At 45.7% G+C, this 12629-nt stretch carries 14 protein-coding genes; 1 reads left to right on the forward strand and 13 read right to left on the reverse strand.

Annotated features, from left to right (window positions below):
- Positions 1-80: 80 nt before the first annotated feature.
- The 4 genes from KNQ15_RS16270 to KNQ15_RS16285 form a co-directional block, all read right to left on the reverse strand.
- Entirely contained in the window at positions 81-3119 is a 3039-nt protein-coding gene (locus KNQ15_RS16270) for a DUF927 domain-containing protein (RefSeq protein WP_214730081.1), read from the reverse strand.
- Positions 3103-3258 (reverse strand): hypothetical protein, encoded by a 156-nt coding sequence (locus tag KNQ15_RS16275; protein ID WP_214730082.1) that lies wholly within the window; start codon positions 3256-3258, stop codon positions 3103-3105. The genes KNQ15_RS16270 and KNQ15_RS16275 overlap by 17 nt, the downstream gene beginning before the upstream one ends.
- 486 nt (positions 3259-3744) lie before the next feature.
- A complete protein-coding gene (locus KNQ15_RS16280; RefSeq protein WP_214730083.1) occupies positions 3745-5070 on the reverse strand; it encodes a helix-turn-helix domain-containing protein in 1326 nt (441 codons plus the stop codon).
- A gap of 296 nt (positions 5071-5366) precedes the next feature.
- Positions 5367-5624: a hypothetical protein gene (locus KNQ15_RS16285; RefSeq protein WP_214730084.1), complete on the reverse strand. Its 258-nt coding sequence runs from the start codon at positions 5622-5624 to the stop codon at positions 5367-5369.
- Between the two features lie 154 nt (positions 5625-5778).
- On the opposite strand from KNQ15_RS16285, the gene KNQ15_RS16290 reads away from it, so the two are divergent.
- Positions 5779-6003, forward strand: a complete 225-nt coding sequence (locus KNQ15_RS16290; protein WP_214730085.1) for a helix-turn-helix domain-containing protein — start codon at positions 5779-5781, stop codon at positions 6001-6003.
- 26 nt (positions 6004-6029) lie between these two features.
- On the opposite strand, the gene KNQ15_RS16295 is transcribed toward KNQ15_RS16290, so the two are convergent.
- The 9 genes from KNQ15_RS16295 to KNQ15_RS16335 form a co-directional block, all read right to left on the reverse strand.
- Positions 6030-6317: a hypothetical protein gene (locus KNQ15_RS16295; RefSeq protein ID WP_214730086.1), complete on the reverse strand. Its 288-nt coding sequence runs from the start codon at positions 6315-6317 to the stop codon at positions 6030-6032.
- 178 nt (positions 6318-6495) lie between these two features.
- A complete protein-coding gene (locus tag KNQ15_RS16300; RefSeq protein ID WP_214730087.1) occupies positions 6496-7050 on the reverse strand; it encodes a recombinase family protein in 555 nt (184 codons plus the stop codon).
- A gap of 568 nt (positions 7051-7618) precedes the next feature.
- Complete coding sequence (locus KNQ15_RS16305; RefSeq protein ID WP_214730088.1) at positions 7619-8260, reverse strand: type II toxin-antitoxin system PemK/MazF family toxin; 642 nt, start codon at positions 8258-8260, stop codon at positions 7619-7621.
- Between the two features lie 17 nt (positions 8261-8277).
- Positions 8278-8895: a hypothetical protein gene (locus KNQ15_RS16310; RefSeq protein WP_214730089.1), complete on the reverse strand. Its 618-nt coding sequence runs from the start codon at positions 8893-8895 to the stop codon at positions 8278-8280.
- A gap of 169 nt (positions 8896-9064) precedes the next feature.
- Positions 9065-9286 (reverse strand): hypothetical protein, encoded by a 222-nt coding sequence (locus KNQ15_RS16315; RefSeq protein ID WP_214730090.1) that lies wholly within the window; start codon positions 9284-9286, stop codon positions 9065-9067.
- A 341-nt stretch (positions 9287-9627) separates the two neighbouring features.
- Positions 9628-10380, reverse strand: coding sequence for a hypothetical protein (locus KNQ15_RS16320; protein ID WP_214730091.1), 753 nt, complete (start codon positions 10378-10380; stop codon positions 9628-9630).
- 428 nt (positions 10381-10808) lie between these two features.
- Positions 10809-11276 carry a hypothetical protein gene (locus KNQ15_RS16325; protein WP_214730092.1) on the reverse strand — a complete coding sequence of 156 codons (468 nt, stop codon included), beginning with the start codon at positions 11274-11276 and terminating at the stop codon, positions 10809-10811.
- A gap of 9 nt (positions 11277-11285) precedes the next feature.
- Entirely contained in the window at positions 11286-11975 is a 690-nt protein-coding gene (locus KNQ15_RS16330) for a hypothetical protein (protein ID WP_214730093.1), read from the reverse strand.
- Positions 11976-12005: 30 nt separating this feature from the next.
- Positions 12006-12155: a hypothetical protein gene (locus KNQ15_RS16335; protein WP_214730094.1), complete on the reverse strand. Its 150-nt coding sequence runs from the start codon at positions 12153-12155 to the stop codon at positions 12006-12008.
- Positions 12156-12629 lie beyond the last annotated feature (474 nt).

Below are 12629 nucleotides of genomic sequence, written 5' to 3' on the forward strand. Positions count from 1 at the left end.
TCAAAAGTGCCCTGCCAACTCCAAATCACTCACTAAGTACCCCCGACACCCATCTGGCGGCCCTCTCCCTCCTTGCCTCGTCATTCTCCTACCTCACGTCCTGATACGATATTCGCAATCGGAATACGCAACATCTTTGCACGGTCCCCTGTATGCGGGAGATAAGTGCTTACAGACGTCTTTCCTTGACTGTCCGTTTCAAGATACCCTACGTCCTTCCATTCGTTGACGCAGCGTTTCAGGTCAAACCCCCGCTTCTGCAGAATGTCGTTAACCTCACTTCTCGTCATGGCCATAAAACCTTTCGAAACGTTCCATAATCCGATAATGCCGTGCTTCCCATCTGCATCGTTTCGCGTTTCTCCCACTACCCAGAGTTTAGTTTTATTCACGGCCACCCAGTCACGTAGGGCATCCATTGCCTTCTCGTAATATGGGGTGCTCTCCGTCTTCGTCACCTGGTCTGTTGCTACGTCGGCTACAAGCGCATCAATCTCGCTCGGCGTGATCGCTAGATCCAGGGCTTCTGATGCAATCCGGGCCGCTACCTGGACGGCCACGAAATACGGAATCTTCCTCGTGAGCTTCGTATCCATACCAGGGGCGCCGTCTTCGAGTTGCTTCATCGTGTCCGCAATCCCTTCACGGAAAGCTTTCCGCCACTCGTCCCACCGCTCCCGGTTGGCCAGTAGATGCTCGACGAAAGTCCGTCCCGCATGGCCGTAGTTCTCGAAGATAATGGTCATCACTTGCTCCTTAAATACAGGGCTATGCTTCTGAAACGCCGATCCGCTGAACTCGATTGCTCGAGCGAATACGCCGCCGTTCTCGCTCATAGAGGATAAAGGTGCCTCGCTCGTCAGGAATAGGACGGTCTTGATCGTCCTCGAAGCCTGGGAGCCGTTCGAGTTATGGCCACGGCCTTTCGCTTTCCCCAGCTCGACGTTGTGGATCGCGTTGACAATGACTTCTGGCCGTGTTTCGTGCACATCTTGCAGGAAAACGGGGATATGACGCATCATCGACAGCGTTTTTTCGAGTTTGTCGCTCGTGATATTCATCCCTTGCACGATCAAGCTCTCCCCGTTCGCGTTGTAATTGATATTGCCCCACACGCTACCCGCGATACTGTCGGACAGGGTTTTCCCCTGACTACTTTCGCCGTGGTTCGAGAACGTATAGCCGTTCGTTTCCAGGATGGGGAGTAGCGGCGGTAGAAACGCTTGAAATAGCTTGAACAGTGCCCAGTTCCGACCCGATAGAAGAGGAATCAAAGCTTTCCAATCGTCCAGTGTGCCACGGGTCCGGAACGCTTCAGCAAGCTGTTTCTCGCCGTCTCCAGGTGCCTGGTACGTGATATCTTGCCGGCCGATTACGTCGCTACCGATCACGAAGCTTTCGAAGTCCTCGGTCCAGCCGAACCGCTCCAGGAACTTTTGTGTAGGCAAAGCTTCCGCGTTTGCGGCGTCATAATCATGTAGATAATCGATGACATCCCTTGCCGTGCTCTCTTTTACGTCGAATCCGTACCTAGAAAGCTCTTCGATTGCCCCTTTTTTCGTTGCCATCTTCGCACGTGGGACTGTGACAGTGATATAACGCCCCCGGACCGTCTGAAAGCCGATTTCCCAGTATTCCTGGCCGTCCTGCTCGTTCGTGAGGACTTTCTTGATCTCTGGAGCCGTACGAGAGATGGGTTTTAAAGTCGTACCCCACCTATTGGACGACTCTCGCTTATATAAAACGTTGTCTCGGGTCTCCCACTGATCGAGAGGCGAACCGGGCGAATATTCCTTCTTCTCATGCCGCTGGTACTTCGCTTTTTGCTTCCGGATCGCGGTCTGAAGTGTCCGACTCGAGACGCCTGACTTCACTAGCAGCTGTTTCATGCGTTCGTAATCTGCTAGATAGGTGTTCTCTAGGAAAACCAGCTGATCGATCACAGCAGGCTCCAGGGCCGCTCCTGCGTCCTCTTTCGTCTTCTCTGCCGCTTCCTCGATGATTTGCACCGCCTGGGTACGGTCCTCTTCTTTCGAGGCTTCCCACCCAATGTTGATAGGGCTATTTATTTGATTCAAAAGAGGACAACCCTCACAAAGTTCCATCCCATGCTTTTCTTGTAATTTCCGACAAGTTGCAGGACCTGCGTCACGTAAGGCGTGCTGGATTTTAGCCTCTGTCTCCTCGTAAGAGTAGCGAGGGTCTTTTTTGCTCCACTCATGAGCTTCAGCAGGGCCTTCTTCAGTTCTAGATACCAAACCGGTCATGTCATACCATTCAGCCTCTGAAAGACGATGTGCATTTTTCTTGAAATGCCTCAAAACGGCACAACCTTTTAACATTGGCACTAAAAGCGCTTTACGATCCTTCGTTACGGCAATCGACACTGGCTGTTGTTCGGGTGCTACCTGACTTTCTAGCTTGCAAATCGCCGTTTCAAGCTCTTGAATTGAATACCGCTGATCTGAAGCCTCTAAAATTGTGACGGGCTTGATGGTCTCTTTGTTCTTGTGATTCATTGACCCTGGTATTCGTAGGACACGAGCTAAATCCGACGTATTATCTAGCTTCCAGCCGTTCGTTTCTTTGGCAAACCGGATAAATGCCTTCTGGAAGCGTTCAGAGAGCTTCTTGATCGTCTCTCGCTCGACTTTATCCTTTGTCGAAGCCAATTCCGGGAATAGCCAGTATGCATGGAGTCCGCCGCCACTATGTACCAGGATGGACGGAGTAGGAAATGCCGTAAGTAGCTTCAGCTCCGCTTCCTCGAACGTCGGAAGATTGGCCGCACTATGCTGACCCTCTGCGCAGTCGATATCCAGCCATAAACCAGGGATGGCTACTACGTCGTCTATTTTTCCTCGTTGCCCTCGTTTCGGACTTGTTCCCAGAAGCCCTAAAGCGAAGTACAGATCCATGTCGCTTTTACTTTCACTGAACGAAGTAATCTTTTCCCACTCTCCAGCTGGGAAGGCCGTTGTATTAAATCCATTTGACCCCTTATAGGAGATAGCGACGTATCCACCATCTACGCCAGCGAATACACTCTGTAGAAAACCCGCTGCCGTCTCCGGATCGAAATACGGTGCTAGAGATATCGAATCACTTGCTTGTCCCATTCTCGCGTTCCTCCTTCAATCGTTGCTTCTTCCGTTCGTAATACGCTTTCTGATTCGCCTTAATCCGCTCTTTGTTATCGCTGTAGTACTGCTTCCAGTACTGTCGTAGTGCTTCTTTCATTGCATCCCGTTCTTCCACGTTTTCACCTCCAGGAGAGAAATAAAAAAAGGAGCGTCCTCCCTATAGCACTTAGAAAAACTAAATGCGCATAGAGAGGACGCTCCTTGCCCGTTGTAAGCCATAAAGTACGACTAACGACCATTGGTTTATCACAACCTAGATAACACTAGAGCTGTAACCGTCCGCTGATTCTTCTTTCGCGACATACCAGCAACAGCCGCTTAAATTTCTACTCTGTAAGAAAAAACTATCACGGGTAGAAAGATACCGTCAATAGTTGAGAAAACAATATTTTAAATGGCATAGGGGCGCCATTCTAGATCCTCCTATACGTCGGTAGAACACTAGAACGACCCCCCTGAAACGGCAGTCCACTTATATACGGTTTAAGCAGACACACCGTTATAGCACAAATTCTGGGAATGAGATATAAGCAAACACACCACTAGCTACCTGTAAAAAGGACCAGCAGTCCATTTATATACGGTTTAAGCAGACACACCATTAGACACTTTTTAAAATCTGCTTCAACTGGGCTACGCGACCTACTGATACGCCTAGCTTTTCCGCTAAATCCTTACGCTTCATTCGCGGGTTTTCTTCCAAGAGAGCTGCTAGCCTTTTCAGATGCTCTTCCGTCTTCGCCTTTTGCTCTTTTTCGTACTCTGCACGCTGTTTCACGCCGTTATTACGACGTTTCCTGCTTTTAGCTTGTGTATCCCTTGCTTGCTTTTCGGCCTTGTCTATTACGGTTGAAAACTGCTTCATTTCGTCTGGTGTGATATCGAGGGCTTCGATGATCGTAGCGTTTTTCATTGGCCGGATAATGCCGTCAGCGGTCTGATACCACATTTTAAAATCGCGTTTCTTGAACTCTTCGAAGAACTTCAGCGCATCATCGTAGGCGCTCCCTGCCGTCCGTCGAACCTCTTTTAGCTTCTCTGGATCGTTCAGGCGGTCGTTCAGCTGGACCGCAAACTCTATCGTTGCCTCTTTATTCTTCAGGATTAGCGCTACCGTGTATGCATATATGTACGTTAGGACGTTCCGCTTCTCTACGTCGCCATTCCGGATGCTTACCAGGAGTTCTAAATCGTTTTTGCGTGCAGTATTCAAGCTGTAAAGGTCTTTCAACCCTTTTCTAGGAGGTAAGGTGGATAAAGACCCTTTCCGACCCCTGGAAGCCTTCCTACGCTGTTCTAGAGGTGTACAGAAGCTGTATAACTCTAGCAAACTATATTCTAACGTCCTCCAGAGTTCCACTTTCACCTGCTTATCACTCCGGCTATTCACGCTATGCGGAAGCCTGAAGACGCGGGTTACGTCGGTAGCCGACGTATCAGCTCCTAAGTGCCGTAGCTCCGAAATGAACTGGGTTGTTATGTATTGTGAGAGGAAAGCCATCTTCGGGCTAGCTCCACCGCTTATCGAATAGATCAGCTGGACGCCTCTTCCGGATAGGATTACAAGGTTCGGGTTCGGTACCCGTCCATTCACTACGAGCTGACGAATCTCTCCCAGGGCTGTTTCGACGGATACCCCAAGCTTATAGCAATCGATATCGACACCTATATTCCGGATCTGCTTCAATGCCGACGTAGTTCTAGAACCGTACTCGAACGCGTTCAGGCTTAAATACACGTCCTTCTCGTGCCGATCAGCGGCCGCCAGGAGCTGTTTCAAGTCGTTCAATCCATAGAATTGGTGCTTTTTGTACTCCAGCTGAAACGTACAAATGAAGCCCGTGATCTTCGAATCCGACATATAGCACTGGTGCCAATCCTCGATGAAAGTTTCTTTCGTATCTAAAGCGCGACCTAGACTTTCCATTTATTTCGCCCCTCTCCGTAGTGGAAAAAGGACATATACCTATGCTATGATATAAGCAACAATTTAAAAGCAAGGGTTCTTGTGCCGTAAAAAGTACAGGTACCCCTACTATTTGAAGGTATAGCCTTCTTCGTAAAGAACTCCCGCCGGTCGCCAAACTAGAGGGAGTTTTTTCTTTGCTTTTTATTCTATCAGACTTCGAATTAAAGTGATAGAATCCATTGATTTCGTAGGATATACGTGAAAAAATTAAAGACGCCTCTGACCAGGCGCCTTATGTACATACTAAATCCAATTTATTCGGCCAATGCTTTAGCGGCTCTACGTCGAAGCCAACCCAGAAGTTCGTGAAAGTTAGGCGGGTGGGTTTCTAACGAAATCGGTCCGGACTCGTCTTTCATTACCTTCTGTTGAAGCGCTTCAGGCGTTAAACGGTCCAGCGGGCTTAAATCCACTCCCGTACCTTCTAACGCTTTCTTGATATCCCTAACGAACGGCCCTAAATCTGTTGTTAGCTTATTTCCTACTGGTGCCTCTTTTACGCTGATCGACATGACGAATCATCCTCCTACCCCTGATGGGAAAACAAAGCAATATAGTAATTTAGCGGTACTTTTTTCGATTTAAGTGTATTATATATCGTATATGCGATATAAACAAGCCTATTTAGTTACTTTTATTCCAAAAGATTGTAAGGAGGAGTTTTATATGGTGAGAATCAGACTAAGCAGCATCCTGGAAGCTCGTGGGCTTTCGCAAAGGCAACTAGCATTAAAGGCAGGCATCCGGCCAAATGCATTAAGTGCGATCTGTAATGAAAAAGTACAGCGGATCGATCTCGATATTCTCGACCGGATTTGTACGGCGCTGGAGCTACAGCCAGGGGATTTATTCGAATGGTTACCAGGAGACGAAGAAAAAGAGTACAGCTAATCGTGGCCGTACTCTTTTTTACGTTACTATACTCGCTTTTTCGTGCCGATGTCGCTTGGTACTTCATCTCCGGGTATAACTGCTTCGAGATCCCCGAAATGGAAAAACTCCTCCTGATTTTCATCATCTTCTAAAACTGCCCAAAACCCTTGTTGCTCTTCGTCTAGCGACGTGATTTTTCCGTGATAGTAAATGCTGTCAGATGCGTTTTCCTCGAGCCAATGCCTGACAACAATTGTGACGCGCGAACCTTCACTGTAAGAAAACTGACGTGGCCCACTGTATTCTGTACCCGGCTTATAGTTAATAATCATTTGAAATCGTCCTCCTTTAGTAAAATCACAGGATCTAAATTTTCAGCAAGTGCCATCACTTCCAGGAACTCGTTAAACTCCTCTACTACGTCGGCTGGCGCCCCTGGCTTCAGATGCCAGTTCCCAGGCTCGTCGACGAAGAAGGGACTATTTACGAAGTCTGGCTGTCGAAAGCTAGTCATTTAACAGGTTCCTTCTTCGCCCGAATCAGCGTGCTCTTCGAAATCCCTGTAATTTCCTCGACTTGCTTGTACGAATGGTTCTGTAGGAGCTGGAGCGCGTGATCTATCTTCTTTTTGTTGTATTTCTTCGGCCGTCCCTCTTTGAAGTCCTCCCGTTGCTTCGCAATTGCCTTGCCTTCTTGGGTCCGTTCGACGATCATGTCCCGCTCGAACTCTGCAAAAGCGAGCATGACGCTTAAAATTAGCCTTCCGGTCGGCGTATCTTCGATCAACCCCATATTCAGTACGTGGACCCGTACCCCTTTCTCGAATAGCTCCTTGATTATATTGATTCCGTCCGTCGTAGATCGAGCGAATCGGTCCAATTTCGTGATAACAAGGGTATCCCCATTCTCCAGGACTTCCAGGAGTGCTTTAAATTCTGGCCGTGCCTTTTTCGTTCCAGTGAATTTCTCCTTATAAATCACATCACAGTTTTCCCGTTTTAGCGCCTGAAGCTGTGCCTCTAAATCTTGATGCATTGTAGATACCCGAGCATAGCCATATTTCATGTGAAAAGCCTCCCTAATTATGACACTAAGATATGACACCTTTTCATACTTTGAAGATACAGGGAACGAATAACGGTGTCAATACTTTTAAGTTATGACACCACCAGGGGTTATTAGTTTTTTTGCGAACGTAAATGAAAGCACTTACAAAAATTATGATTCGTAGCCTCATTTTGTGTCCTTAAAAATCTGTATGATACCGCACATGCAAACTGTTATAGTGCGACGCTTCTTACACGCCAGGCGTAACACGTGAACTGTTACGTTTTGCTTAGTTTGTTATTACATGAGATGTTTGGAAATTTATCGTTATTATACAAACTATACCTTTTTGCACATATGTTGCACTTTCGATACATTTTGTGTACTTTGATGTACTTCTCTGTACTTTTAACACAATCTCTGTCAGAGAACAAAAAAAAAGACACGGCTATTTCGCCGTGTCTACGTGCTGTGATATACCCGCCATACCATGCGAATTCACCGTTAAGCGCGTAGCGCGTAAGGTGTCACATGATACTTACGACAGGTCTCGTGTAATGTGTAACATCATTGTACCTAATCTGTGTTACTCTTTCAAGCCTAAAGTTTTTTCGATCGCTTCATGGATATATACCCACATTTTCGGATCAATAGTCGTCACCTTCAAAAGTAATCGAGATTTGCTGATTTCTTTGATATTCTGACACATGACAATCGATGGTTCAGGCAAAATTAGAGACTCACTCTCTTTCGCAGACTCTGGCAATATCAACACTTCCGTCTTACGTAAACGGGTTTTTATCGACTCTGCCACAGCATCATCAAAAACAAAATCAGGAGCCCTAGTTATTTTTTTATCCAGACGATGTATCGCACGTGTCAAAGGGACGACGATTGTATTTGGAGAAACCTTATTACTATCGTCATTTTGAATGATAAGAACAGGTCGTGTTTCACTTTGTTCACTTCCCAAATTGGTTCCTAGTTCACAGTTCCATATCTCGCCTCGCGATACCAGTAGGGGTTGGATTCTACGTTGACGCTTTTCCTTAGCGATTTTTGCTGCAGCTTTCTGTTGTTCGTTCACGATAGTCAGTTCTAGCTTTCGAGTAGTCCATTCTAAAACTTTCAGCATAGCTACTGCATAATTTCTATTCGATTTAGCAACGGTATCAATGTGTTGAACCGCATCTTCTATTTGTTCTTTGAGTGATTTTTTATGCTTCACTTTTCACATTACCTCCTTCAGTTAGAGTATTTCTCCATTAGATCCTTTAAAGCCAATTGAATAATCGTCCCTTTATCTAGACTTCGTTCGTCACAAAAGTTATCAAACGTTTCTAGTGTTTTTCTGTCCGTTGAAATCGTTCGGCGCGTCCTAGATCCACCCTCTAACTTTAATTCGTATTCGCGTTGCGCTAGTTCTGCTCTACCTAGTCCTGTCTCGTTGCGTTGGACATTTTCCAAGATTTGAAGTAGCTGCGGAGTTGCATCTAACAACTTCAATAATTGGCTTACTTTTTTTTCATTGGTGAATATATTCATCATACGTTCACCAGCAGGGTGATTAACTGGTGAATCAGTTAACCATTCTTGGTGAACAGATGGTGAATCGAGTAACACATATTGTTCTTTTTTATCTTTCCCTACGTTATGACGCACAGGTGGTGTATCAAGTAACTCCTTATTTAAAGGCTCTTCTCCACTACCGGAGAAACTATATCCTTTGCTTTTTCCTTTGTATGTATAACCGTGACTTTTCAGAGCACGACTAATTATCGAAGGATCTTTACCATGCATCGCTGCAATCTCTTTTACTTTTTTACCTTGACTAATGAGTTGAAAAAACTCACCTATCGTCATGCAAATCACTCCCTTGTATTGAGTGTAAAGGTTGAATCGTTCTTTTGAAAACAAATTTGGATAACTATTTTTAATCTGACTAAAAATAGAGGGTACCTCACCTAATTTTAAGTAAAGGTACCCTCTATTCTCTTAAAGTGAATTTAGTTTTTAAAGTCTGCCCATTCGATCATCCAAGCTCTCTTATTGAAGGTTCAGAATCAGGCATATCAAAAATCGTTACGATATGCTCTTTAAAGATGTTCATTTTTATCTTGTTTCCACCCACTTCTACGCTAACAGAAATGTACTTAGAATCATCCTGTTGGATTTCTCCTGAAATTGTTTCTATTGATTGTTTGGTATCTAGACGGTACTTTTCACCGTCTGAAGTTTGAATATAAACTGCCATTTTTTCACCTCCTGTCATCTTTTAACATACTACATTACTTATTAAAAATTTTACTTACGAGACTCATACTACGATTCAAAAAGTTACAAGTATTAAAGAATACTAAAGATAAAAACAGTCAAAAATTTAAAGGTCAAACCACCCTATGAGGTCACTTAAAGTGAAAAAGAGCATAAGGGGAAACTGCTATCACGGAGCGTGCTAGCCTAGGCGGAGCCTAGTGTTTCCCTGATATCATCAAAATCGGCAAAAGGTCACACCGCGTGCCACTAAAATCGTCATTTTGGCACGGTGTGTGCCACTAAAAAAAGCACCATTTCCATGGCGCTCTGCTCTTCATTTTAGGTTCTTGGTTTAGGAATCTGAATTTCGCTCTGTCTTGTCATAACCGTTCCATCCTCTGTAACCCACGTTTTAGGGCCTAGTGTAGATTCAGGGGCCGGTATAGTTCTAACTGAAGATACTGATCTCGGATTCGAAATTAGACTGCCCCCCTCGACAATTTCTAATGCTCTTCGTTTCGTTTCTACCATAGCGTTAGAGGCGTCGTACACGTCCCACCAAAGCCCCCACGGTCGGAGTACAGAGGGATCGAACGTGACAGGAAGACTACCGTGTACTTCACGTCCAAAGATTGCCTCTGCCTCCGCCAAACATCCTCTTACTTCTTTACGTAGTTTATAGAATTTAATTAAAGCATCCTCTGCTGCTTTTAGATACGCATCATGGGCCTCTTGCATCGCCTCTAACTCATTTTTCATATCGTATGGAAGCATGTGGTTGGGGTAAGCTAGAATCTGCGACTGGGCGGTATGGAATGAGATACCTTCTATACTCATTTCCGGATTAGTCTCCCCGATAGACTCAATCAGACGTGTATATTTGGCTTTCTCTACCGTCACGCGAGACTGTGCTCGAGCTAATTCGTCAATCACGTCTTCACCTTCGATTTGACGATCCATGAGAGCCTGTTCTTCTGCTTTTGCTTCTGATACAGCTTGTAGGGCATCTGAACGTTTTCGATTGTTTTCTTCACACATAGCGTTGTAGTTACGTACTTTTTTCTGGGCAGCTTCTAATAATTCAAATTTCATAGTATAGCCTCCTAATTGCTTATTGTTGTTTAGCGATTAGCGTTACTAACTCCTTAACGCCTATACGATCCCCATTTACCGTACGGTATATGAAATCTACAGCTTCATCGCAGTATTTCTTGTAACGGTGATCGGTCATAGGACGTCCGGAAGCTTCCAGGGTTCCAATTGTCTTGTTTTTCGGGATTACGTGGACCCATCGAGCGTAAGCGCAGTACTTCGTTAATGGATCAGGGATTGAATCGAGCGCTTGATCTAGCATGATTTTATTGATTTTCGAGCCACCCCATCCATCCGACGTAGTAGGGGCAACTCCTTTCGTTTCAGATAGCTCGCGTCCTCGTATACCAAACTCGTGATAGTCTCGAAGCCACCGACGTATGATTGTCTTGCTTACATATCCCTCTATACGAACCACAGTAGCCCTCCTATCGGTTTAAATGTGCCTGGATCAACGAATTACGTGCGTTCAGCCATGTCAGAAGCCTGTAAGCCATTCCGTCTAAGTTTTCTAGTTTTTCATTGACGAAAAACATATCTTCTTCAGCTTCTAGTTTTCTATGAAGGAGACGAACTGTCGTGTCTCGTGACCGATCTGCCCAGCTGACAGCTCTTCGTAACTCCGGGGACGTATCGGCCATCGATAGTAATGCACATAGCTGTTCTGCAGCTAAATCGTCCCATTCGCACTCGCCAATAGGCGCTGTTGCATAGCGTAAACAGTCATCGATTAACTCTTTAGCGATATCCACTGTAAACCCTTTGCCCTGCCATAGTTGCTTTAGCTCCTCGCACAGCGATTCCAGGAGCCCCTTGTACCTCAGAATATCCTGCTCGCTACCTTGCGAACACTGAGTTACGTCGGCTATTTGTCTATCGAACTCGTTCACCATCATAGATACACCTCACTCCTTTATTTCGTTTATATAAATGACGTCCTGAGCGGGGCCGCTCCAAGAATCCTTACTTTGATCCATTGAAGCTTTACGTAACTCTCTATTGATCTCATCGAGGATGTCATCATCAGTGCGTACATTTAGAGCATTATCCGTAGCAACAAGACGCCTGATTTGCTCCAGTGCTCTATGGACATGCGGGTCTTCGACAGACCCGATTTTGTACTCTATTACCGCGCCCTTCCGGAGCATAGTTCGGAATAAGCCCTTCTCTCCTCTAGCTTGCCGCTGTATACCGACGTACTTCATATAGCTGACTAGCTTTGTTCTCCAAAGCGCAATTTCTTCTTTTAAGCCGTTTTCTTTTTGTTTCAGAAGATCTTCGTATGTCTCCCGGTCATCAGGAGTCAAATAGCCGGCATATAACCCATGCTTACGAGCGTTTTGTGCTGACTTTTGGCGCCCTTCTTCCGTTTTGGGTCCTGTATTGTTGCCACCGCAATATTTACAACGCCCATATCCGGAGTGGTTAGTACCAGCTCCAGCAATCGATTTACACAATCCGTCTTTCTTTTTCTTCCTGGCCCCGCAGCGGAGCACCACCTTCCCTTGACGGACGTCTAGAAAATTCTTCGCGTCCGCCTTAGGATGGATTTCCCGCTTTCCGTCCAGGTCGTAAGGGTCAAATTCCTTGTCCATACTATCTCCCCTTTACCAGGTGGGCTTTGCTTAGTTCTCTTGATCTTCGAGTTCTACAAAGATCGCCTTACCTTCGCTCACGAGTGCTTGCGCACTGATTGTGCCGAGCATTAAGATCTGTCCTGCTTCGACAACCTCACCGTTATACGTCACAGCTTCAGTCAGTTTTACTGATTTCATGGTGTTACCTCCTTTCTATGAGTTTCGTTCCGTTACTTCTGGGGTCGATTAGAGAGAAAAGGGTACTTTTATACCTACAAAAGATACTTTCAACGTTTGTACCGCTTTGATTTAGCACCTGGGGGCACCTTTTGAACGTTGGCGTATAAGGGTTTTCGCTTGTTTGTACCCCTGGTCCGACATCCCCCGAATAAAATTGCTTATATATACAGGGATTTCAAATTAACGCTGATGGATACCAGGGGGTAAAGGATATAAATAACTGCTACACGTACACTGCTTGTTTTTATTTAGCGGTACATAGCTTATAAAAATAAGTTATATATATCTAAAAGTATTGATGTAGAGCCCCTCTGGTAGGTCCCCCCGTCGTACCCCCGACCCTTCAAAAGTGCCCTGCCAACTCCAAATCACTCACTAAGTACCCCCGACACCCATCTGGCGGCCCTCTCCCTCCTTGCCTCGTCATTCTCC

It is taken from the genome of Exiguobacterium sp. s168, from assembly GCF_018619035.1.
Taxonomy (GTDB): Bacteria; Bacillota; Bacilli; order Exiguobacteriales; family Exiguobacteriaceae; genus Exiguobacterium_A; species Exiguobacterium_A acetylicum.

Excerpts from the sequence above, each read along its gene's own strand:
- KNQ15_RS16270 (WP_214730081.1), bottom strand. The coding sequence starts at position 3,119 with ATGGGACAAGCAAGTGATTCGATATCTCTAGCACCGTATTTCGATCCG.
- KNQ15_RS16280 (WP_214730083.1), bottom strand. The coding sequence starts at position 5,070 with ATGGAAAGTCTAGGTCGCGCTTTAGATACGAAAGAAACTTTCATCGAG.
- KNQ15_RS16285 (WP_214730084.1), bottom strand. The coding sequence starts at position 5,624 with ATGTCGATCAGCGTAAAAGAGGCACCAGTAGGAAATAAGCTAACAACA.
- KNQ15_RS16290 (WP_214730085.1), top strand. The coding sequence starts at position 5,779 with ATGGTGAGAATCAGACTAAGCAGCATCCTGGAAGCTCGTGGGCTTTCG.
- KNQ15_RS16295 (WP_214730086.1), bottom strand. The coding sequence starts at position 6,317 with ATGATTATTAACTATAAGCCGGGTACAGAATACAGTGGGCCACGTCAG.
- KNQ15_RS16300 (WP_214730087.1), bottom strand. The coding sequence starts at position 7,050 with ATGAAATATGGCTATGCTCGGGTATCTACAATGCATCAAGATTTAGAG.
- KNQ15_RS16310 (WP_214730089.1), bottom strand. The coding sequence starts at position 8,895 with ATGACGATAGGTGAGTTTTTTCAACTCATTAGTCAAGGTAAAAAAGTA.
- KNQ15_RS16315 (WP_214730090.1), bottom strand. The coding sequence starts at position 9,286 with ATGGCAGTTTATATTCAAACTTCAGACGGTGAAAAGTACCGTCTAGAT.
- KNQ15_RS16320 (WP_214730091.1), bottom strand. The coding sequence starts at position 10,380 with ATGAAATTTGAATTATTAGAAGCTGCCCAGAAAAAAGTACGTAACTAC.
- KNQ15_RS16325 (WP_214730092.1), bottom strand. The coding sequence starts at position 11,276 with ATGATGGTGAACGAGTTCGATAGACAAATAGCCGACGTAACTCAGTGT.
- KNQ15_RS16330 (WP_214730093.1), bottom strand. The coding sequence starts at position 11,975 with ATGGACAAGGAATTTGACCCTTACGACCTGGACGGAAAGCGGGAAATC.
- KNQ15_RS16335 (WP_214730094.1), bottom strand. The coding sequence starts at position 12,155 with ATGAAATCAGTAAAACTGACTGAAGCTGTGACGTATAACGGTGAGGTT.